The organism is Actinosynnema sp. NPDC059335 (assembly GCF_042752395.1).
GTDB lineage: Bacteria > Actinomycetota > Actinomycetes > Mycobacteriales > Pseudonocardiaceae > Actinosynnema.
In genome coordinates, this window is record NZ_JBHYXZ010000003.1 from 92,058 (window position 1) to 111,969 (window position 19,912).

The window sequence follows — 19,912 nt, forward strand, 5'->3', positions numbered from 1 at the left end:
AGTCCACCTGAACGTGTGACGGCTCCGACCGTCCACACCGGACGGCCGGCGGGACGTGCCCGCGCCGGCCGGCGTGCGCCCACGAGGCCGCGCGCACCGGCCGGTTCGGAGGGACGACCCGGCGCCGCCCTACCGCGCCGGGGTCGAGTCCTTGATCCTGGGTGATTCCGGGGTCCGCGGCTCGACCAGGCTGTCGGGGCCGGGGTAGACCAGCCCTTCGTGGCCGTCGGAGAAGCGGACCAGGTACGGGGGCGCACCTCCCGAGCCGCGGACTTCCAGGATCTCGCCGATCGTCTCGTCGAGACCCACCGCGCGGCTGTGGATGTGCAACCGGTCGCCTACTGTCGCGTGCATCTGCAACACCTCCGGTGCGTCACAGCGTAGGACTGTTCCGAAGGTACCGACAGCCTGGCATTTCCGCTCAGGCGCAGGCGTTGGACAGCTTCGCCACCCGGTCCAGCTTCTCCTGCGACCACGCCGCGATGTTGGACGGGTTGAGGTCGTCCAGCGTCACGTTGCCCATGGTGTCGGAGACGCCGGTGATGGCGTCCTTGAGCGTGGTGTCGCCCGCCTTCGCGGCCAGGTCCTCCAGCTCCTTGGCCTTCTGCTGGGTTTCCTCCACCGCCTTCTGCGGGTCGGCGGCGTCGGGGGTGAAGCCCGCGAGCTTGAGCGCTTCGATGCACAGCTGCGCCTTGTCCGCGGCCTGGCCGACCTGGTTGGCCGTGTCGGATGCCTGCTGCACGGCCTCACAGCCGGACACCGCGGCGGCGAGCCCCACCGCCAGCAGGAGGGTGGCTAGCGGACGACCTGCGCGCATGGGGGTGCTCCCGTTCTCCGTTGACCGTTTCGTCCGACTCTACCGACGCGCGTACAAGCGCCGCACCACGTCGTCGATTTCCGGCGCGACGACGACCAGGTCGTGCACCGCCGCCCGCGCGGCCACGGCGGAGATCAACGCGGCCGCGGTGGTGTCCTCGCGGCGGAACGTGAGGTGGTGTCGCAACCCGCCCGCCTCGGTCCGCACCGCCGTGACGCCGGGGAACCCGTCCAGCTCCGCCGGTTCCTCCAGGTCCACCACGAGCACGCGTTCCGGCGCCACCTCGGCGCGCAGGTCGGCCAGCGGTCCGTCGGCCAGCACCGTCCCCCGGTCGATGACCACCAGGCGCGGGCACAGCCGCTCGATGTCGTCCAGGTCGTGCGTGGTCAGCAGGAGCGTCGTGCCGCGTCGCGCGTTCAGCTCCGCCAGGAACTCCCGCAGCCGCTCCTTGGACTCCAGGTCGAGCCCGATCGTCGGCTCGTCCAGCACCAGCAGCTCCGGCCCGTGCAGCAGGGCCGCGGTGACCTCGCCGCGCATCCGCTGCCCCAGCGAGAGCTGGCGGACCGGCGTGCCCAGGAAGGGGTCCAGCTCCAGCAACTCCGCGCACTCCCGCAACCGGCGCCGGTGGTCGGCCGCGGGCACCCGGTAGATGGCGCGCAGCAGCTCGAAGCTGTCCCGCAGCGGCAGGTCCCACCACAGCTGGCTGCGCTGCCCGAACACGACGCCGATCCGCCGCGCCAGCTCGCGCCGTGCCCGCGAGGGGTCCACCCCGCACACCCGCACGTGCCCGGACGTGGGCACGAGGACGCCGGTCAGCACCTTGATGGTGGTCGACTTGCCGGCGCCGTTGGGCCCGACGTAGCCGACCGCCTCGCCCGCCTCGACGTCGAACGAGACGGAGTCCACGGCCCGGACGACGTGCCGGTGCCTGCGGAACCGGCCGGCCTTGGCCGTGACGACGAACTCGCGGCGCAGGTCGCGCACCTCGATCATGACCCAGTCCCTCGGTAGTGCCGGACGGCCGTGCGCCACACGAGACCGGCGACGACGGCCGCGGCGGCGGCGACCAGCGGTGAGGCCCAGCCCAGCAGCGCCGGTCCGCCCAACGGGTCCGGGCGGTCCAGCAGGGCCAGGCTGGGGTAGTAGGCGACGAACGCGCCGGGGACGACGAACGCGAAGAACCGTCGCAACCACGGCCCGTAGACCGTGATGGGGTACGAGGTGAACGCGTTGCCGCCGTACGTGACCGCGTTGGCGACCTCCTGGCCGTCGACCACCCAGAAGCACACGGCGTTGGCCGCGACCCAGATCGACGCGAAGATCACCGCGCCGCTGATCGGCGCCACCACGACCAGCGCCACCGCCCACGGCGACCACGCGATGTCGTTGCGCGCCAACGCGTACGCCAGGGTCGCCGCCCCGGCCGCGATCCGGCCGACCTTCCGCAGGTGCAGGTCCGACGCCATCATCTGCGCCAGGGTGCCCAGCGGCCGCAGCAGCAGGACGTCGAACGCGCCGGTCCGGATGTAGGACGGCAGCTCGTCCAGCTGGCCGGCGACCAGGTCGGCGATCCCGAAGGAGATGCCGGCGATGGCGTACATCAGCACGACCTCGTCCACCGAGAACCCGCCGAGCGCGCCGATCCGGTGGAACAGCACCAGGATGATCGCCAGCTCCGCGGACTGGTTCACCGCCTGCGCGAGGCACTGGAGCGCGAACGAGGTCCGGTAGGTCGTCTGCCCGCGCAGGCGCGCGCGGACCAGCTTCGCGTAAACGTGGTCAGCCACCCTGGACCACCACCTTGCGCACGGCGCGGTGCAGCACCAGGTGGCCCGCGGTCAGGACCGCGACCGCCCAGGCCGCCTGGCCCGCCAGGAGCGGCCACGGCGAGCCGCGTTCCAGGAACACCTCCACCGGCGCCTGGAGCATCGCGGCGAACGGCGTGGACCACACGATCGGGATCGCCCAGTCGGGGAAGAACGCCAACGGCACCGCCAACCCGCACAACAGCCAGGTGGCGGACGTGTAGAGCGCCAGCACGCCCCGGTGGTCCAGGAGCCAGAACGTCGTCGTGTTCACCAGGAACCGCAACCCGAAGCTGACGGTCGTGGCCAGCGCGACGCTGACCGCGAACACCGCCCACGTGCCCGGCGAGGGCCAGCGGAACGGGAACAGCAGCGCGCCGAACGCGACGGGCGGCGCGAACCGGATCAGCACGGCGTACCCGGCCCGGCCGACGTCCTCGGCGAACAACGCCGATTGCAGGTGCCAGGGGCGGTGGAGGTCGACCACGACGTCGCCGCTGCGCACGCGGTCGGACAGGGTCTTGTCGCCCCAGAGGACGACGACGGCCAGGAGCCCCTGCCCCAGCCAGACGTAGGTGGCGGTGGCGGCGACGTCGTAGCCGGCGATGGGCGCCTGCCCGACGGCCGCGACCAGCACGGCCATCCTGAGCAGGCCGAAGACGACGTTCGTCGCCATCCCGGCGACCATCGCCTGTCGGTAGGTGGAATGTCTTCGGAATCCGGCCAGCGCTAGACGGGCGTAGGCACGCACGTCTGTTCACCCTAGGAACGGCGGCAACCGATTTACCGCGGGGCGCTCAGCCCGCGCCGCCCTCCGCCACCCACCGCCCGGCGCGCTCCCGCAGGCCCGCGTCCACCACGTGCGGCACCACGGGTTCCAGCGCCCGCGCCACGACCTTCCGGTGCCGGCCGGGCAGCCCGTCCTCGGCCAGCACGTCGGCGACCAGCGCGTCCGGGTCGGCGGCCCACGGCCCGAGCGACCGCACGAGCCGCGCCCGCAGCGCGAACCGGTCCGCCACGGCCCGTTCCCGCCGCACGCCGCACCGCTCGCCGCCGCGTGAGGCGGCCAGCGCCACCGCCGCCCACGCCAGCCGGTTCGCCGCGGGCCGGCCGTCGTCGTACACGCGCCCCTGCGCGAGCACCCGGACCCACTCCCAGTCGTTCGGGTCGCTCACCGCCGGGCCGCCAGCACGCCGTCGAGCAGGCCCGGGAACAACGCGTCCAGGTCGGCCCGGCGCAGGGAGCTGATCCGGGACGTGCCCTGCGGGCGGACCCGGACCACCCCCGCCTCGCGCAGGGTCCGCACGTGGTGGGTCAGCGTCGACGCCGTCACGCCCAGGGGCAGCGCGCCGCACGAGATGCCCTCCTCGTGCTCGGCCAGCGCGCGCACGATCCGGAGCCGGACCGGGTCGGCGAGCGCGTGCAGCACCGACGTTATCCGTATTTCGTCCAGTTCCGGGTGAGCGAGCGCGGTGGTCATGGCGGCAATACTACGATATCAGTCGTACTTTGATGGGCGTCGTAGTACGGTGACCGTCGAAACATCACTCGATCCGGGGAGCGCCATGCCCGCCCGCACCGCTCGCACGTACCTCCTGGCCGCCGGCGGCTTCGCCATCGGCACGAGCGGGTACATCGTCTCCGGCGTCCTGCCCGCCGTGAGCGAGGAGCTGCACGTCTCGCACGCCACGGCAGGCCAGTTGCTCACCGCGTTCGCCATCGCCTACGCCGTCTCCTCACCGCTCCTGGCCGCCGTCACGGGCCGGTGGGAGCGCCGCACGCTCCTGGTCACGGCGCTCGGCGTGGCCGCGGTCGGCAACCTGCTCGCCGCGCTCGCGACCAACTACCCGTTGCTGCTGGTGGCACGCGTGGTCAGCGCCCTCGGCGCGGCCGCCTACACGCCGGCCGCGACGCTCGTCGCCACCGTCCTCAGCCCGCCCGAACACCGCGGCCGGGCCGTCGCGCTGGTGTTCGGCGGGTTGACGTTCTCGCTGGTCCTCGGCGTGCCCGCGGGCAACCTGCTCGGCGGCCCCCTCGGCTACCAGGGCGTCTTCGCGCTGATCGCGGCCGTGTCCGCGCTGGCCGCCGTGGCCGTCCGGTGCTGGCTGCCGCGCGTGGACGCGCCCCCGGCCGTCGGCCTGCGGCAGCGGTTCGCGCCCGCCGCCGACCGGCGCGTGCTGATGGTCCTGGGCCTGACCGTGCTCGCGTGCCTGGCGGTGTTCAGCGTCTTCAACTACATCGCGCCGCTGCTGGCCGAGACCACGGGCCTGGGCGGGGCCGCGATCGGCGTGCTGCTCGTCGCGTACGGGCTCGGCTCGGTGCTCGGCAACTGGGGCGCGGGCCGCCTGACCGATCGCTTCGACACCCGCAAGCTGCTCGTCGTGCTGTTCAGCTGCTTCACGGTCGTGCTGGCCACGCTGCCGCTGACCACGACCACGCCGGTGTCGGCCGCGGTCGCGCTGTTCGCCTGGGGCGCGCTGACGTGGTCGGCGAACCCGCCGATCCAGAGCTGGCTGATCGAGCTGGCGCCGGCCAACAGCGGCCTGCTGCTGTCGCTCAACGCGTCCGCCATCTACCTGGGCATCGGGCTGTCCGGCGTGGTCGGCGGCCTGGTGATCAGCTGGGCCGGCCTGCTGCCGCTGGCGCCGATCGCCTCGCTGCTCGCCGTCGTGGCGCTGGTGATGCTGGTCTTCTCGCTGAAGCCCCAGGACGCGCCCGTGGTCGCGCCGCCCGTGGAGGACCTGGCCCAGCGCTGACGGCCCGGGCCGCCGACCCCCGGCCGGCGGCCCGCCTCAGCCTTCCTTCGCCGCCGCCTTGGCCGCCTTCTTGAACGCCCGGACCTCGGCCAGCGTCTCGGCGCTGGTCACGTCCGCGATGGACCGCCGCGACCCCTCCTCGCCGTAGGCCCCGGCGGCCTCCCGCCAGCCGTCCGGCCGGACGCCGAGCTGCTTGCCCAGCAGCGCGACGAAGATCCGCGCCTTCTGGTCGCCGAAACCGGGCAGCGCCTTGACCCGGCGCAGCACCTCCCGGCCGTCGGGCTTGCCGGACTTCCAGATGTTCGCCGCCTTGCCGTCGTAGTGCTCGATCACGTGCTGCGCGAGCGCGTGCACCCGCCGTGCCATCGAGCCGCCGTACCGGTGGATCGCGGGCGGCTGGACGCACAGTTCCACGAACTCGTCCACGTCCGCCTCGGCGATCCTGGTGATGCTGAACCCGCCCATCCGGTCGGCGATCTTCCGGGGGCCCGCGAACGCGTGCTCCATGGGGAACTGCTGGTCCAGCAGCAGCCCGGTGAGCAACGCGAAGGGATCCTTGCTGAGCAGCTCGTCGGCGGCCGGGTCACCGGTCAGGCGCAGCTTCTTCGGCATGCCGGCCATCCTCGCACCCGCTCCACCACCCCACCCGCCCAACTCGGGCGCGAGTCGCGCGCCCTGCCCGGCGGCGCCCCGGTCGCGCCGGGCCGCGGGGCGACTATTCGGCGTGCCGGTCGAATTCCGGGATCAGCTCGCCGACCAGGCGCAGGCTCCGCATGACGTCCTCGTGCTTCAGCCCGCCCACCTGGTGGAAGGCCATCAGGCGGTCGATGCCCAGGTCCGCGTACACGCGCAGCTTCCGCCGGCACGTCTCCGGGCTGCCGACGATCAGCGAGTCCTGCTCGTTCAACGCCTCGAAGATCTCCTCCGGCGGCACGTCCTCGCCCTGCAGGACCCGGCCGATCACGACCTGGGCGCGGGTCGGCCCGCCGGCCGCCGACGCCTCCGCCCGCAGGAACTCCCCGGTCAGGCCGCCGCCCGACGGGCCGCGCACCAGCTCCTCCTGGTGCCGCACCGTCTCGACGAAGTAGTCCGCCGCCTCGAAGAACGTCAGCGCCTTGACCGTGTACCAGGCCGCCGCGGCCACCGCGCCGTTGCGGACCGCCTGCTCGTCGGTCTCCGCGCAGTGCACGAACGTGAAGAACGCGACCTGGTTGTTGACGAACGCGCCGACCGGCGACGTGCACGCGGCGGCGGCCGCCCGGTACAGCTCCACCATCCGCCGCACCCGCTCGACGGACTCCCACATGGTCGTCCCGAGCACCCCCACGCCCCGGCGGCCCGCCTCCTCGAACGACGCCGGGCTCGCCGCCGCCTGCCACAGCGGCGGGTGCGGCTGCTGGAGCGGCTTGGGCACGACCGGCACGTCGTGGATCTCGAAGTCCTCGCTGGAGTGCGAGAAGCGCTCCGACGTCCACATCCGCGGGATCATCTCGAACGCCTGCTGCGTCTGCCGCCGCACGTCCGCCGGGTCGACCCCGAACAGGCGCCACTCCGGCGCGGTGGACCGGGTCAGGCCGAACTCCACCCGGCCGCCGCTGAGGTGGTCGAGCGTCGCGGCCCGCTCGGCTGCCCTGATCGGGTGGTTGAACCGCGCCGGCGCGAGCACCGCGGAGTGGCCGAGCCTGATCCGGGACGTCTGCTGCGAGATCGCCGCCAGCAGCAGCTCCGGCGCGGACGACAGGCTGAACTCGTCGGCGCCGTGGTGCTCGACCTGCCACCAGCACCCGTAACCCAGCTCGTCGGCCAACCGGGCCTGCGCCAGCGCCTCGGTGATGCGGGCGTGCTGGTGGCCGTCCTGCCACGGGCGCGGGTCCTGGATCTCGTTGAACACGTCGATCTTCACGCCGGGCTCCTCCCGTGGGCTCGCCGAAACGTAGCCCGCGGCCGGGCGGCGCGACATGCGCCATTCGGTTGACCGCCGGCTATGCCAGGTGCTGATCGGCGCCCGTGACCGGCACGACCTGGCCGATCAGCAGCCGCAGCGCCTCCCGGTCCACCGTGGCCGGGTCCTCGGCGAGCCACTCGCCGACCTCCGCGACGAACTGCGCGGGCGTCATCGGCGGCACGACGGCGTCCGCCGGCTCCGCCGCGGTCACCACGCCCTCCCGGCTCGGGTACACCAGCAGCGCGGTCCGGATGTCCAGCCAGGGCAACAGCTTCCGGTACACCGCGAGGCTGCGCGGCATCCGCGTGCCGCCGCCCCGGAACGGGTGGCCGTTGCGCCAGACCGTGCCGTCGTCCTCGGCCTCGTAGTGCCCCGGCAGCCACGACTTCGACTCGATCAGCACGAGCCTCCGCCCGCACAGCACGGCGTGGTCGACGTCCGCGAACACCGAGCCCGGCCAGGCCAGGCCGTGGAAGATCCGCACGCCCGGCAGCCGGGTCAGGTACTCGCCGAGCAGGTCGGCGGTGAGCCGCTCGCAGACCCGGTCGTCCGTGGTGCCGTGGACCACGCCGGTGTCGTGGTCCAGCGTGAACGCGCGGTCGGCCCGGATCGCGGCCAGGTACCGCCGGACGAGCCGGAACGCGGCCGCGGCCGCCGCGGCGACCAGCACCAGCCACACGCCCAGCGCCAGCGGCGAGAAGTCGAGCGCCACCACGGGCAGCAGCAGGAAGAACCACCCGCACACGGCCGCGAGCGCGGGCGCGTGCCCCGGTCCGGCGGCCGGCACGTACCGCACCCGCTGCGCCGCGTCGACCAGGTGCCACCAGGCGAGGCCCCCGAGGTCCACCGCGGGCTTCGGGGGTACGAAGTGGGGATCGTCGCCGAAATCGCGCAGCCGGCCGGTGCGGCCCGTGCGCCGGGGCCGGGTCGGCGACGCCGGTCGTGCGCCCGGACGGGTGAACGTCCACCCCCGGTCGTAATCACGCCGCCGCGCGGGATCCCGGAGGGTGTCATATGCCTCTTGCAGCATGCGGAAGGTGCCGGAGGACCCGCCCGCGTCCGGGTGCATGACCTTGGCCAGGGAGCGGTAAGCGGATTTGATCTCCGCCTCGGACGCGTAGCGACCGACCCCGAGGAGTTCGTAGTAGTCGACCCCGCGCACGCGGCAGACCTTAGCGGCCCTGTCTCCCCGGCCGCGGTCTGGTTAGTGTTGTGCGGGAGCCCGGTAGCGCAGTGGTTGTCGCGCCCTCCTGCTCGGAGGGAGGACGCCGGTTCGAATCCGGCCCGGCTCGGGACCATGTAGCGCAGTGGTTGACGCGCCCTCCCCCGGGAGGGAGGACGCCGGTTCGAGTCCGGCCTGGTCCGCGGGTCCTGGTGACCGGGGTAGGCCGAGTTGCCGGGGTGCGCCCACCGGCGCACCCTTCGGCCATGGCGACATGCGACGTTTGCGGCAACGACTACTGGATGGCCTTCGAGGTCCGCACGGTCGGCGGCGGCACGTACACGTTCGACAGCTTCGAGTGCGCGATCCAGCGCCTGGCCCCGCGCTGCGAGCACTGCGACTGCCGCATCATCGGGCACGGCGTCGAGGTGCGGGGCCGGTTCTTCTGCTGCGCCCACTGCGCGCGCAGCGCGGAGAGCCTCGGCGCCGAGATCAAGGACACCGTCGGCGCGCACCCGGGCTGACCGCTCACCCGCAGTGCAGCACGAGCCGGCCGTTGAGGAACGTGGGCTGCAGGTCGCCGCGCGCGTCCACGCTCTTCGTGCCGTGCGGCAGGACCTCCTCGATCGCGCTGAACGCGATGATGTCCGAGACGCCGTAACGGCCGCGCAGCGCGCGTTGGCCGGGGAACCGCAGCGCCCGCCCCTCCCGCCGGTCCCGGTGCGCCAGCACCGCCCGCAACGCGCCCCGCGCCAGCGGCTCCGGCCCGGCGAGCCGTTGCAGGGCCCCGTCGTGCACCGCCACGCCGTAGCCGCGCTCGATCAGCGTCGACAGGGTGTTCTCCGACGGCCGGTCGGGGAGCCGGAACGACACCGCGTACCGCTCCTCCACCCGGTGCACGCACACCAGCTGGGCGTGGAACAGCAACGTCTCGTACAGCGACACCGCCACGGCGTCCGCGGTCGCCTGGTCCTCGTGACCGGCGTTCAGGCCGAGCCAGGTCGTCATCCGGACGCCTCGACAACGTTGTCGTGCAGCGGATTCGGCACGAAGTCCTCCTCGGCGCGATCGGCGCGGGTCAGGATCTCGTGGGAGGCTAGTCCGATCGGGTGATCCCGTGGTAGCCGCCGAATGGCCCCTATCCGAAAACTAGATGGGGAGCAGGTCGAAGGTCTCGAGGAACGGCAGCGCGCCCGCCCGCTGGAGCGCGGCGGCGGACAGCCAGACGCTCAGGATCGTGATCAGCGGCCCGACGATCGCCATCTCCACCCGGCCGCCGGTCTTCATCCGCAGGACCTTGGGCGGCGCGACCGGGAACCACGTCTTGCCCATGAGCGGGATCGGCCACAGGATCGGGCAGCCCTGCTCGGTGATCGCGTCGCCGAGGTAGTGCGCCACGCAGCCGATGCCCACGGCCACCCCGCACGCGGCCGCGCTGGCCGGCGTCTGCGCGGTCCACGCCACGCAGGCGACCGTGATCGCGGCCGAGGCGCCGGTGATCAGCAGCGCGTCCTTCTGCGGGCACCAGTCGTTCATGATGCCGCGCACGGCCAGGCCCGCGAACACGAACATCAGCGCGGGCAGCGCCCACTTCTGCGACTGCTGCACGACCGCCGTCGTGCCGATGGCGGCGGCCAGCGCGAACGCCAGCGTGTGGGTCAGCCCGCGGTGCCCGCCGTCGCGGTTGGAGTCCTTGCGGGTGCGCGTGGTGCGGTAGACGAACGAGCTGACCGTGTTGATCAGCGCCGACGCGCCCGCGCTGACCGGCCCGAACGTGCGCGAGATGGTCGAGGACGGGTGGTCGAGGTCGGGCAGCAGGGCCGCGCCGGTGGCGAGCACCGCGCCCACCGCCCAGCTCTGCGGGCTCAGCTGGCCGATGGGGTGGTTCTCCGCCAGGGCGGTCACCGCGGCCCAGGCCAGCAGGCCGCTCATGGCGTGGGTCGGACCCGTCGACAACGCTGCCCCCTTGATCACTCCTACGGGGGAGAGGTTAGCGGGGCGGACGCGGCCCGCGGCGGCAATCCGCGAACGCGTGTTCGAGTGGCGACCGGCGGGGGTCGCAGGCCGTCCCCGTGCGGCGGCCCGCCGGTCCGGCTGGTTGTATTGGCCCGGAGCACGCCCGTGCCACCGGCGGTCGCGGCGTCGGCCCCAGTGTGACGCCGTTCCCTTTTTCCGCCCGGGTGGACGCAAGCAACCCGACATAGCAGTACGCTTGTCTTGCTTGCATTGTCGCGAGAGGAGCGCCCTGAGTATGGGCAAGATCAAGGTTCAGGGGACCGTCGTCGAACTCGACGGCGACGAGATGACGCGGATCATCTGGCAGTTCATCAAGGACAAGCTGATCCACCCGTACCTGGACGTCAACCTCGAGTACTACGACCTGGGCATCGAGCACCGGGACGCCACCGACGACCAGGTCACCGTCGACTCCGCGCACGCCATCAAGAAGCACGGCGTCGGCGTCAAGTGCGCCACCATCACGCCGGACGAGGCGCGGGTCGAGGAGTTCGGCCTGAAGAAGATGTGGCTCTCGCCGAACGGCACGATCCGCAACATCCTCGGCGGCGTGGTGTTCCGCGAGCCGATCATCATCTCCAACATCCCGCGGCTGGTGCCGGGCTGGACGAAGCCGATCATCATCGGCCGCCACGCCCACGGCGACCAGTACAAGGCGACCAACTTCAAGGTCCCCGGCGCGGGCGAGCTGACCATCACGTTCACGCCCGAGGACGGCTCCGAGCCGATCAAGCACGTGGTGGCCAACTACGGCCCCGACGGCGGCGTGGCCATGGGCATGTACAACTTCAACAAGTCCATCGAGGACTTCGCGCGCGCCTCGTTCTCGTACGGGTTGCAGCGCAACTACCCGGTGTACATGTCCACCAAGAACACCATCCTCAAGGCGTACGACGGCGCGTTCAAGGACATCTTCCAGAAGGTGTTCGAGGAGGAGTTCAAGGCGCAGTTCGACGCGGCGGGCCTGACCTACGAGCACCGCCTGATCGACGACATGGTCGCGGCGGCCCTGAAGTGGGAGGGCGGCTACGTCTGGGCGTGCAAGAACTACGACGGCGACGTGCAGTCCGACACGGTCGCGCAGGGCTTCGGGTCGCTCGGCCTGATGACCTCGGTCCTGATGACGCCGGACGGCAGCACGGTCGAGGCCGAGGCCGCGCACGGCACGGTCACCCGGCACTACCGCCAGCACCAGGCGGGCAAGCCGACCTCCACCAACCCGATCGCGTCGATCTACGCGTGGACCGGCGGCCTCAAGCACCGCGGCAAGCTGGACAGCACGCCGGAGGTCACCGGCTTCGCGGAGACGCTGGAGCAGGTCGTCGTGGAGACCGTCGAGAGCGGCAAGATGACCAAGGACCTCGCCCTGCTCGTGGGCAAGGACCAGGAGTGGCAGACCACCGAGGAGTTCCTCGGCACGCTCGACGAGAACCTGCAGAAGCGGATGGCCGGCTGACGCCCGCCCTCCCGTTCGCGTGATCAGGGGACTGCCTCCGGGCGGTCCCCTGATCCGTTTCCGTGACCACCTCACCCGTCCGGTTCCCCGGTGGTGTGGATTGCGCCGCGGACCGCCGCACGACCCGCCGGGCCGCGCTATATCTGCACCTCAGCAGAGGTGTCGGGAGGCGTGATGTTCGGGATTCCGGTGCGCGGCATGGTCGTCGTCGGTGTGCTCGCGGCGGCCGGGTTGATGTACTTCGCCAACGGCGGCAAGAAGCTGGGGGTCGAGGAGGTCGCCGTCCGGGAGTGCCGGGTGACGGTGGTCGCGGACATCCTCAACGTGCGCTCCGGGCCCGCCGACACGCAGCCGATCGTGGCCACCATGCGGCGGGACGCGGTGGTGCGGGCCGAGGCGCGGGTCGAGAACGGGTTCCGGCTGCTGGCCGACGGGCACTGGGTCAAGGACGAGTTCGTGACGCCGACCTCGGACAGCAGCTGTTCGTGACGCCCGTGGTGTGATGGGCGGGTGTTCTTCAAGTGGCGGTGGGGCCGCCGTGACGTGGTGACGTGCGCGTGCGAGCCGGAGTGGCCGGGGTTGCGCGCGGAGGTGGACGGGCAGCCGGTGGCCGGTGTGCCCTCGCCCGAGGGCAGCAGCCCGTTGGTGCTGATGCTGGGCCTGACCGCGGTGTGCACGGGCTGCGGCGCGCGATACCCGCACGGCTGGGCGGTCGCCGGTCGCGGTTAGGCTGCCGCCGTGCTGACCGTCTCCACGATCAACGTCAACGGGCTGCGCGCCGCGGCGAAGAAGGGCTACCTCGAGTGGCTGGCCGCGACGTCGGCGGACGTCGTGTGCCTCCAGGAGGTGCGCGCCGAGCCGGGGCAGCTGCCGGACGAGGTGCGGTCGCCGGAGGGCTGGCACGTGGCGCACGCGTACTCGGAGGTCAAGGGCCGCAACGGGGTCGCGGTGCTGACCCGGGAACAGCCGGAGGCCGTGCGGATCGGGTTCGGGGTGGCCGAGTTCGAGCACTCGGGGCGGTACGTCGAGGTCGAGCTGGCCGACGTGGTCGTGGCGTCGCTGTACCTGCCCAGCGGCGACGTCGGCACGCCGAGGCAGGACGAGAAGGACCGCTTCATGGCGGGGTTCCTGCCGTACCTGGTGGAACTGCGCGACAAGGCCGCCGCCGACGGGCGCGAGGTGCTGGTGTGCGGCGACTGGAACATCGCGCACCGGGCCGAGGACCTGAAGGCGTGGAAGGCGAACCTGAAGTCGTCCGGGTTCCTGCCCGAGGAGCGGGCGTGGATGGACCGGGTGTTCGGGGAGGCGCGGTACGTCGACGTGGTGCGTTCCCTGCACCCCGACGTGGCCGGCCCGTACAGCTGGTGGTCCTACCGCGGCAAGGCGTTCGACAACGACTCCGGCTGGCGGATCGACTACCAGGTCGCGACGCGGGGCTTGGCGGCCTCGGCCACGTCGGCGGTGGTCGAGCGGGCCGCCACGTACGCCGAACGGTGGTCCGACCACGCGCCCGTCACCGTGACCTTCGACTGGCCGAGGGACGCCGATCAGGCACAATCGTGATCGGGAGGTGACGTCCGTGCACGAGGTCATCGAGGCCAGGCGGCCCGAGGTCGAACAGCTGTGCCGCGTGCTGGGCGTGCGCCGCCTCGACGTCTTCGGGTCCGCCGTCGGCGACTCGTTCGACCTGGCGACCAGCGACGTGGACGTCCTTGTGGAGTTCGACGCCGGTCCGGGTTTTGACTACTTCAACCACTACTTCGCGTTGAAGGAAGGGCTGGAGCGGATCTTCGGCCGACCGGTCGACCTCGTGAGCGTCGCCGGCATCCGCAACCCGTACTTCCGGCAGCAGGTGATGGAGACCAGGGAACAGCTGTATGCCGCCTGACCCCCGCGCCCGCGCGTGTCCTACGTTCGGAACGCGCGTGTCCTGCGGTCAGGTGCACCGAGTTGAACGCCCCGGGGCCGGCCGGAGTCCTTGCCCGCCAACGGGAACGATCAACCCGACGATCGACTTCGCTCGTTCGGCCGCACTTCACGTCGAGTTCGTGACCCCATCCCCGGTTCGTGAGAACTTTTCACCAACCGAGGACACGGGGAGCGGTCGATGGGGATCAGCCGGCGGCGGTTCTTGCAGGCGACGGGTGCGGCGGGCGGGGTGTTGCTGTGGGGTGGGCCCGCCTGGGCCGCCACCACCGGCACGACCCTCGACTCCGCCGCCGCGGCGGTCGGCGGCACGGGGTACCGCCGGCTCCAGGCGGGCCCGGGGTGGCCGCTCGTGGTGCGCCCCGACCTCGCCGCACCCGACCCGGGACGGGCGGACCGGCGCACGCCGCTCGCCTGCTTCGTCCAGTTCACCGACATGCACGTGCTCGACGCGCAGAGCCCCGCCCGTTTCGAGTACACCCACCCGCTGCTCGGCTCCGGCGCGTTCCGCCCGCACGAGACGTTGGCGCAGCACACCTCCACCGCCCTGGTGAACCGGGTCAACGCCCTCCGCGCCGGCCCGTTCACCGGCCGCCCGATCGACTTCACCATGACCACGGGCGACAACACCGACAACCACGAGCTGGTCGAGCTGGACTGGTTCCTCACCGTCCTCAACGGCGGCCGGATCACCGCCAACACCGGCGACCCCGCCCGCTACGAGGGCGTCCAGGACTCCGGCGCGAAGTCCTACTGGAACCCGCACTCCGCCCTGCGGGACGACTACAAGGCCAAGGGCTTCCCGCAGGTCCCCGGTTTGCTCGACGCCGCGATCCGCCCGTTCGACAGCCCCGGCCTGCGCGTCCCCTGGTACTGCACGTTCGGCAACCACGACGACAGCGTGGTCGGCTCCCTGCCCGACGGCCTCCCGCCGGTCGACGGCCTCTACACCGGCAGCCGCAAGGTCGTCGGCTTCTCCGACGCGCAGGTGCGGCGGCTCGCCGCGGCCATGACCGACCCCACCCGCGTGCTCGACGCGGCGGCCGTGCTGGCCGAGGGCGGCCTGGTGCGCACGGTCACCCCGGACGACCGCCGCCGCCCCTTCACCACCGCCGAGTTCGTCCAGGCGCACCTCGACCCGCGCCACACCGGCCCCGGCCCGCACGGGCACGGCTTCACCCCGGACAACGCCGACGGCGTGGACGTCTTCTACACGTTCCGGATCGCGCCCGGCGTCACGGGCGTCAGCCTCGACACCACGACCACCGCGGGCTTCGCGGACGGCTCGATCGGCCTGCACCAGTACCTCTGGCTGGAGCGGACGCTCAAGCGCAACAGCTCCCGCTACTACGACGCGTTCGGCTTCGCGCACCGGCAGGACGTCACCGACGAGCTGTTCATCCTCTTCAGCCACCACACGAGCTGGACGATGGGCAACGTCCTGCCGGACCGCCGCCGCCCGCTGGACCCCCGGCTGGACGGCGACGCGCTCGTCGCGCTGCTCGGCCGGTTCCCGAACGTGGTGGCCTGGGTCAACGGCCACACCCACGAGAACCGGATCGTCCCGCACGGCACGGGCGAGCGCGCGTTCTGGGAGATCAACACCGCCGCCCACGTCGACCACCCGCAGCACGCCCGGATCATCGAACTCGCGGACAACGGCGACGGCACGTTGTCGCTGTTCACGACCTTGGTCGAGGCCGACGCGCCCTACCAGGCCGACTACGACGACTTCTCGCCGCGCGGCCTCGCGTCGCTGGCCCGAGAACTCGCGTTCAACGACCCGCACGCCAACGCGGCCGCCGCCGGCGCGGTGACGGACCGCAACACCGAACTGCTCGTGGCGGGGCGGGCGCCGGTGCGGTGACGCGACGCGGACCACCCGGTGGCGGTCCGTGTCGGACATCACACTGGGCATGATCAGGACTTTCCCCAGACCTAATGTCGTTGACGTGGCCGTGGACATCTCGATCACCCCGCCGGAGCCCCAGCCGAACGCCTCGGCGATGCGACGCGCGTTGCGCCGTGCCGCCGACGGCGCGCCGCTGGACGTCACGGAGGCGGCCGTGCTGCTGCACGCCCGCGGTGACGACCTGGAGGCGCTGCTCGACGCCGCCGGCCGGGTTCGGGACGCCCACCTGCTGGCCGAGGGCCGGCCGGGGGTCGTCACCTACAGCCGCAACGCGTTCATCCCGCTGACCCGGCTGTGCCGCGACCGCTGCCACTACTGCACGTTCGCGACCGTCCCGCACAAGCTGCCCGCCGCGTTCCTGGAGCGCGACGAGGTGCTGGAGATCGCCCGCCGGGCCGCCGCCCAGGGCTGCAAGGAAGCGCTCTTCACGCTGGGCGACCGGCCCGAGGAGCGGTGGCCGCAGGCCCGCGAGTGGCTGGAGGCGCGCGGCTACTCGTCCACGCTCGACTACGTGCGGGCCAGCGCGATCGCGGTGCTGGAGGAGACCGGCCTGCTGCCGCACCTCAACCCCGGCGTGCTGAGCTGGGAGGAGTTGCAGCGGCTGCGGCCGGTCGCGGCCAGCATGGGGATGATGCTGGAGACCACGGCCGAGCGGCTGTGGTCGCAGAAGGGCGGCCCGCACTACGGCAGCCCGGACAAGGAGCCCGCGGTCCGGCTGCGGGTGCTCACCGACGCGGGCCGGGTCAACGTCCCCTTCACCACCGGCATCCTCATCGGCATCGGCGAGACCGTCACCGAGCGCGCCGAGTCGCTGCTGGCCATGCGCGGCATCGCCCGGCAGTACGGGCACGTCCAGGAAGTGATCATCCAGAACTTCCGGGCCAAGCCGGACACCGCGATGCGCGGCATGCCCGACGCCGACCTGCGCGAGCTGGCCGCCACGATCGCGGTCGCGCGGCTGGTCATGCCCTCGTCCACGAGCGTGCAGGCCCCGCCGAACCTGGTCGGCGGCGAGTTCGGCCTGATGCTGCGCGCGGGCATCGACGACTGGGGCGGCGTGTCGCCGGTCACGCCCGACCACGTCAACCCGGAACGGCCGTGGCCGCAGGTCGACGCGCTCGCCGAGCACACCCGCGCCGCCGGGTTCGAGCTGCGGGAACGCCTCGCCGTCTACCCGCGGTACGTGACCGCGCCCGCCGGGCAGTGGATCGACACCCGGCTCACCGCCCACGTGTCCGCGTTGGCGCGGGAGGACGGGCTGGCCGAGCCGGACGCGCCCGTCGTCGGCCGCGAGTGGCAGGAGCCGGACGGCGGCCTCGACACCTACGGGCGGGCCGACCTCAACACCGCCATCGACACCGAGGGCCGCACCGACGACCGCCGGGGCGACTTCGACAGCGTCTACGGCGACTGGGCCTCGCTGAGCGTCCCCAAGGCCGTCGAGCGGCTGCCGGAGGACACCGCGCGCGCCCTGCGCCTGGCCGCCGACGACCCCGCCCGGCTGCTGGACGACACGGACGCGGCCATGGCGCTGCTCACCGCGGACGGCACGGCCCTGGAGACCATGACCAGGCTGGCCGACGAGCTGCGCGCCGAGGTGGTCGGCGACGACGTCACCTACGTGGTCAACCGCAACATCAACTTCTCGAACGTCTGCTACGTCGGCTGCCGCTTCTGCGCGTTCGCCCAGCGGGAGCGGGACGCGGACGCGTTCCGGCTCTCCGTGGCCGAGGTCGCCGACCGCGCCCAGGAGGCGTGGGACGCGGGCGCGACCGAGGTGTGCATGCAGGGCGGCATCGACCCGAAGCTGCCGGTCACGTACTACGCCGACGTCGTGCGCGCGATCAAGGCCCGGGTGCCGGGCATGCACGTGCACGCGTTCAGCCCGATGGAGGTCGTCGCGGCGGCGGCCAAGGCGGGCGTGAGCGTGCGCGAGTGGCTGACCGAGCTGCGCGACGCGGGCCTGGACACCATCCCCGGCACCGCCGCCGAGATCCTGGACGACGACGTGCGCTGGGTGCTGACCAAGGGCAAGCTGCCCGCCGCGACCTGGCTCGACGTCGTCGCGACCGCGCACGAGCTGGGCATCCGCTCGTCGTCCACGATGATGTACGGCCACGTCGACCACCCGGGCCACTGGCTGGGCCACTTCCGGACCCTGGCGGCCCTGCAGGACCGCACGGGCGGGCTCACCGAGTTCGTCGGCCTGCCGTTCGTGCACCGCAACGCGCCGATCTACCTGGCGGGCGTGGCCCGGCCCGGCCCGACCCGGCGCGACAACCGGGCCGTGCACGCCTTCGCCCGGCTCGCCCTGCACGGCCGCGTCGACAACGTCCAGTGCTCGTGGGTCAAGCTCGGCGACGAGGGCACCGCCGAGGTGCTCCGCGGCGGCGCGAACGACCTGGGCGGGACCCTCATGGAGGAGACCATCAGCCGCATGGCGGGCTCCGAGCACGGCTCCGCCCGCACGGTCGAGCAGCTGCACGCCACGGCGGCGTTGGCGGGCCGCCCGGCCCGGCAGCGCACTACGACATATGGCCGAGTGGACGTGGTCGGGTAGACCCCTGCGGGCGACAGCGCGACCGGCTGTGGTTAGTCTGCCGCCGGTCGTGTTTACCCGAAGCGGGCATGCCGGTCCCACAGCTTGGGTAGGTTCGCGACCGGCCGTCAACAAGGTTCACTCCCCCGTGGAGTGGCGCGGTGTTGGTGAGGAGGCTGGGCAGTGCGCGGTCGCGGTGCGGTGCTGGGTCTGGTCCTGGGCGCGGCGTCATCCCTGCTCGTCCCGGGTGTCGCGGTGGCGGCCGACGGCGCGGTGGTCGCCCCGGTCTCCCTCGAGGCGCCGGTCGGCATCGCCGCGGTGGCGTTCGGCGTGATCGGCCTGGTCGCCGGTCTGGTCCGCCGCCGCCGGTCGGCCGTGGCGCCCACGGCGGCCAACGAGCGCATCACCCCGCAGGTGGCTGCGGGCGGCGACGGCACGGCCGAGGTGCGGCCCGCCACCACCGGGGCCTGACCGGCCTGGGAGAATCCTCCCGTGGTCGTCGACAACTCCGCTGAGAACGCCGCCGGCGAGGCCGCGGGCCTCCCCGCCGAGAACCCGGCTCCGGTGAGCCGCCCCCGCGTGCTGTCCGGCATCCAGCCGACCGCGGGCTCCTTCCACCTCGGCAACTACCTGGGCGCGCTCCGCCAGTGGGTGGCGCTCCAGGAGACCCACGACGCGTTCTACTGCGTCGTGGACCTGCACGCGATCACCGTCGAGCAGGACCCCAAGGTGCTGCGGCACAACACGCGGGTGTCGGCCGCGCAGCTCCTCGCGCTGGGCATCGACCCCGACCGCGCCGCGCTGTTCGTGCAGTCGCACGTGCCCGAGCACGCCCAGCTCGCCTGGGTGATGCAGTGCCTGACCGGGTTCGGCGAGGCCAGCCGGATGACCCAGTTCAAGGACAAGTCCGCGCGGCAGGAGGCGGGCGTCGGCGTCGGCCTGTTCACCTACCCGATCCTGCAGGCCGCGGACATCCTGCTGTACCAGGCGCACTACGTGCCGGTCGGCGAGGACCAGCGCCAGCACCTGGAGCTGACCCGCGACCTCGCGCAGCGGTTCAACACCCGCTACGGCAAGACGTTCCGGCTGCCCGAGCCGTACATCGTCAAGGACACCGCCAAGATCTACGACCTCCAGGACCCGACGTCGAAGATGTCGAAGTCCGTGCCCGCGGGCGTGGTGGAGCTGCTGGAGGACCCGAAGCGGTCGGCCAAGAAGATCCGCTCGGCGGTCACGGACACGGGCCGGGAGATCGCCTACGACCCGGAGCACAAGGCCGGCGTGAGCAACCTGCTGGTGATCTACTCCGCGTTGACCGGGCGGTCGGTCGAGTCGCTGGTCGCGGACTACGAGGGCAAGGGCTACGGCGACCTGAAGAAGGACCTCGGCGAGGTGTTCACCGAGTTCGTCACGCCCGTGCGGGCGCGGGTCGCGGAGTACCTCGACGACACCGCCGAGCTGGACAAGGTGCTGGCGCGCGGCGCCGAGCGGGCGCGATCGGTCGCGGCGAAGACGCTGGCCAGGGCCTACGACCGGATCGGGTTCCTGCCGAGTGGCGGGTGATCACCGCACCCGCTA

The 19,912-nt window shown here is 72.5% G+C and carries 23 protein-coding genes and 2 tRNA genes; 13 read left to right on the forward strand and 12 right to left on the reverse strand.

Annotation, left to right across the window (positions count from 1 at the left end; translation table 11 throughout):
* Positions 1-129: 129 nt before the first annotated feature.
* The 7 genes from ACFXGA_RS01660 to ACFXGA_RS01690 all read right to left on the reverse strand — a co-directional run bounded on the left by ACFXGA_RS01660 (position 130) and on the right by ACFXGA_RS01690 (position 4,102).
* Positions 130-354, reverse strand: coding sequence for a DUF1918 domain-containing protein (locus ACFXGA_RS01660; protein ID WP_378083323.1), 225 nt, complete (start codon positions 352-354; stop codon positions 130-132).
* Positions 355-421: 67 nt separating this feature from the next.
* Positions 422-817: a bacteriophage spanin2 family protein gene (locus ACFXGA_RS01665; protein WP_378083325.1), complete on the reverse strand. Its 396-nt coding sequence runs from the start codon at positions 815-817 to the stop codon at positions 422-424.
* 39 nt (positions 818-856) lie between these two features.
* Positions 857-1,810 carry an ATP-binding cassette domain-containing protein gene (locus ACFXGA_RS01670; RefSeq protein ID WP_378083328.1) on the reverse strand — a complete coding sequence of 318 codons (954 nt, stop codon included), beginning with the start codon at positions 1,808-1,810 and terminating at the stop codon, positions 857-859.
* Positions 1,807-2,604, reverse strand: coding sequence for an ABC transporter permease (locus ACFXGA_RS01675; protein WP_378083330.1), 798 nt, complete (start codon positions 2,602-2,604; stop codon positions 1,807-1,809). Before ACFXGA_RS01675 ends, ACFXGA_RS01670 begins: the two co-directional genes overlap by 4 nt.
* Entirely contained in the window at positions 2,597-3,298 is a 702-nt protein-coding gene (locus ACFXGA_RS01680; protein ID WP_378083331.1) for an ABC transporter permease, read from the reverse strand. The genes ACFXGA_RS01675 and ACFXGA_RS01680 overlap by 8 nt, the downstream gene beginning before the upstream one ends.
* Before the next feature lie 121 nt (positions 3,299-3,419).
* Complete coding sequence (locus ACFXGA_RS01685) at positions 3,420-3,797, reverse strand: hypothetical protein (protein ID WP_378083332.1); 378 nt, start codon at positions 3,795-3,797, stop codon at positions 3,420-3,422.
* Positions 3,794-4,102: an ArsR/SmtB family transcription factor gene (locus ACFXGA_RS01690; protein ID WP_378083334.1), complete on the reverse strand. Its 309-nt coding sequence runs from the start codon at positions 4,100-4,102 to the stop codon at positions 3,794-3,796. Before ACFXGA_RS01690 ends, ACFXGA_RS01685 begins: the two co-directional genes overlap by 4 nt.
* An 85-nt stretch (positions 4,103-4,187) precedes the next feature.
* Here ACFXGA_RS01690 and ACFXGA_RS01695 point away from each other — a divergent pair, with 85 nt between their 5' ends.
* Positions 4,188-5,378 carry an MFS transporter gene (locus tag ACFXGA_RS01695; protein WP_378083336.1) on the forward strand — a complete coding sequence of 397 codons (1,191 nt, stop codon included), beginning with the start codon at positions 4,188-4,190 and terminating at the stop codon, positions 5,376-5,378.
* 36 nt (positions 5,379-5,414) lie between these two features.
* Here ACFXGA_RS01695 and ACFXGA_RS01700 read toward each other — a convergent pair whose 3' ends face one another.
* The 3 genes from ACFXGA_RS01700 to ACFXGA_RS01710 all read right to left on the reverse strand — a co-directional run bounded on the left by ACFXGA_RS01700 (position 5,415) and on the right by ACFXGA_RS01710 (position 8,485).
* Positions 5,415-5,990, reverse strand: a complete 576-nt coding sequence (locus tag ACFXGA_RS01700) for an HhH-GPD-type base excision DNA repair protein (RefSeq protein ID WP_378083338.1) — start codon at positions 5,988-5,990, stop codon at positions 5,415-5,417.
* Between the two features lie 103 nt (positions 5,991-6,093).
* Positions 6,094-7,281: an LLM class flavin-dependent oxidoreductase gene (locus ACFXGA_RS01705; protein WP_378083341.1), complete on the reverse strand. Its 1,188-nt coding sequence runs from the start codon at positions 7,279-7,281 to the stop codon at positions 6,094-6,096.
* Positions 7,282-7,360: 79 nt separating this feature from the next.
* Positions 7,361-8,485: a DnaJ domain-containing protein gene (locus tag ACFXGA_RS01710; protein WP_378083342.1), complete on the reverse strand. Its 1,125-nt coding sequence runs from the start codon at positions 8,483-8,485 to the stop codon at positions 7,361-7,363.
* Between the two features lie 56 nt (positions 8,486-8,541).
* Between ACFXGA_RS01710 and ACFXGA_RS01715 the strand changes: the two genes are divergently transcribed.
* From ACFXGA_RS01715 to ACFXGA_RS01725, 3 genes are all read left to right on the forward strand, one after another.
* Positions 8,542-8,615: transfer RNA gene (locus ACFXGA_RS01715), tRNA-Ser, on the forward strand.
* A tRNA-OTHER gene (locus ACFXGA_RS01720) sits at positions 8,616-8,688 on the forward strand.
* Between the two features lie 63 nt (positions 8,689-8,751).
* Entirely contained in the window at positions 8,752-9,009 is a 258-nt protein-coding gene (locus ACFXGA_RS01725) for a Prokaryotic metallothionein (RefSeq protein ID WP_378083343.1), read from the forward strand.
* A gap of 4 nt (positions 9,010-9,013) precedes the next feature.
* Here ACFXGA_RS01725 and ACFXGA_RS01730 read toward each other — a convergent pair whose 3' ends face one another.
* Both ACFXGA_RS01730 and ACFXGA_RS01735 read right to left on the reverse strand, forming a co-directional pair.
* Positions 9,014-9,493: a hypothetical protein gene (locus ACFXGA_RS01730; RefSeq protein WP_378083345.1), complete on the reverse strand. Its 480-nt coding sequence runs from the start codon at positions 9,491-9,493 to the stop codon at positions 9,014-9,016.
* A gap of 141 nt (positions 9,494-9,634) precedes the next feature.
* Complete coding sequence (locus tag ACFXGA_RS01735; RefSeq protein WP_378083347.1) at positions 9,635-10,441, reverse strand: metal-dependent hydrolase; 807 nt, start codon at positions 10,439-10,441, stop codon at positions 9,635-9,637.
* Positions 10,442-10,736: 295 nt separating this feature from the next.
* Between ACFXGA_RS01735 and ACFXGA_RS01740 the strand changes: the two genes are divergently transcribed.
* The 9 genes from ACFXGA_RS01740 (at position 10,737) to trpS (ending at position 19,897) form a co-directional block, all read left to right on the forward strand.
* Positions 10,737-11,957, forward strand: a complete 1,221-nt coding sequence (locus tag ACFXGA_RS01740; protein ID WP_378083349.1) for an NADP-dependent isocitrate dehydrogenase — start codon at positions 10,737-10,739, stop codon at positions 11,955-11,957.
* Positions 11,958-12,131: 174 nt separating this feature from the next.
* Positions 12,132-12,446: an SH3 domain-containing protein gene (locus ACFXGA_RS01745; RefSeq protein ID WP_378083350.1), complete on the forward strand. Its 315-nt coding sequence runs from the start codon at positions 12,132-12,134 to the stop codon at positions 12,444-12,446.
* A 21-nt stretch (positions 12,447-12,467) separates the two neighbouring features.
* Entirely contained in the window at positions 12,468-12,686 is a 219-nt protein-coding gene (locus ACFXGA_RS01750; protein WP_378083353.1) for a hypothetical protein, read from the forward strand.
* A 9-nt stretch (positions 12,687-12,695) separates the two neighbouring features.
* Positions 12,696-13,520, forward strand: coding sequence for an exodeoxyribonuclease III (locus tag ACFXGA_RS01755; protein ID WP_378083355.1), 825 nt, complete (start codon positions 12,696-12,698; stop codon positions 13,518-13,520).
* A gap of 16 nt (positions 13,521-13,536) precedes the next feature.
* Positions 13,537-13,845, forward strand: coding sequence for a nucleotidyltransferase family protein (locus ACFXGA_RS01760; RefSeq protein ID WP_378083357.1), 309 nt, complete (start codon positions 13,537-13,539; stop codon positions 13,843-13,845).
* Positions 13,846-14,064: 219 nt separating this feature from the next.
* Positions 14,065-15,750 (forward strand): TIGR03767 family metallophosphoesterase, encoded by a 1,686-nt coding sequence (locus ACFXGA_RS01765; protein WP_378083359.1) that lies wholly within the window; start codon positions 14,065-14,067, stop codon positions 15,748-15,750.
* A gap of 49 nt (positions 15,751-15,799) precedes the next feature.
* The gene (locus ACFXGA_RS01770) at positions 15,800-18,355 is read left to right on the forward strand and encodes a bifunctional FO biosynthesis protein CofGH (RefSeq protein ID WP_378083360.1); all 2,556 of its coding nucleotides are present in this window, start codon (positions 15,800-15,802) and stop codon (positions 18,353-18,355) included.
* A 162-nt stretch (positions 18,356-18,517) separates the two neighbouring features.
* Positions 18,518-18,805: a hypothetical protein gene (locus tag ACFXGA_RS01775; protein ID WP_378083362.1), complete on the forward strand. Its 288-nt coding sequence runs from the start codon at positions 18,518-18,520 to the stop codon at positions 18,803-18,805.
* 93 nt (positions 18,806-18,898) lie between these two features.
* A complete protein-coding gene (gene trpS, locus ACFXGA_RS01780; RefSeq protein WP_378083384.1) occupies positions 18,899-19,897 on the forward strand; it encodes a tryptophan--tRNA ligase in 999 nt (332 codons plus the stop codon).
* The last annotated feature ends 15 nt before the right edge of the window (positions 19,898-19,912 follow it).

Bases quoted from the DNA above. Each gene is read 5' to 3' on its own strand.
- ACFXGA_RS01660 (WP_378083323.1), bottom strand. From the start codon at position 354: ATGCACGCGACAGTAGGCGACCGGTTGCACATCCACAGCCGCGCGGTG.
- ACFXGA_RS01665 (WP_378083325.1), bottom strand. From the start codon at position 817: ATGCGCGCAGGTCGTCCGCTAGCCACCCTCCTGCTGGCGGTGGGGCTC.
- ACFXGA_RS01670 (WP_378083328.1), bottom strand. From the start codon at position 1,810: ATGATCGAGGTGCGCGACCTGCGCCGCGAGTTCGTCGTCACGGCCAAG.
- ACFXGA_RS01680 (WP_378083331.1), bottom strand. From the start codon at position 3,298: ATGGCGACGAACGTCGTCTTCGGCCTGCTCAGGATGGCCGTGCTGGTC.
- ACFXGA_RS01690 (WP_378083334.1), bottom strand. From the start codon at position 4,102: ATGACCACCGCGCTCGCTCACCCGGAACTGGACGAAATACGGATAACG.
- ACFXGA_RS01695 (WP_378083336.1), top strand. From the start codon at position 4,188: ATGCCCGCCCGCACCGCTCGCACGTACCTCCTGGCCGCCGGCGGCTTC.
- ACFXGA_RS01700 (WP_378083338.1), bottom strand. From the start codon at position 5,990: ATGCCGAAGAAGCTGCGCCTGACCGGTGACCCGGCCGCCGACGAGCTG.
- ACFXGA_RS01725 (WP_378083343.1), top strand. From the start codon at position 8,752: ATGGCGACATGCGACGTTTGCGGCAACGACTACTGGATGGCCTTCGAG.
- ACFXGA_RS01730 (WP_378083345.1), bottom strand. From the start codon at position 9,493: ATGACGACCTGGCTCGGCCTGAACGCCGGTCACGAGGACCAGGCGACC.
- ACFXGA_RS01740 (WP_378083349.1), top strand. From the start codon at position 10,737: ATGGGCAAGATCAAGGTTCAGGGGACCGTCGTCGAACTCGACGGCGAC.
- ACFXGA_RS01745 (WP_378083350.1), top strand. From the start codon at position 12,132: ATGTTCGGGATTCCGGTGCGCGGCATGGTCGTCGTCGGTGTGCTCGCG.
- ACFXGA_RS01765 (WP_378083359.1), top strand. From the start codon at position 14,065: ATGGGGATCAGCCGGCGGCGGTTCTTGCAGGCGACGGGTGCGGCGGGC.
- ACFXGA_RS01770 (WP_378083360.1), top strand. From the start codon at position 15,800: ATGATCAGGACTTTCCCCAGACCTAATGTCGTTGACGTGGCCGTGGAC.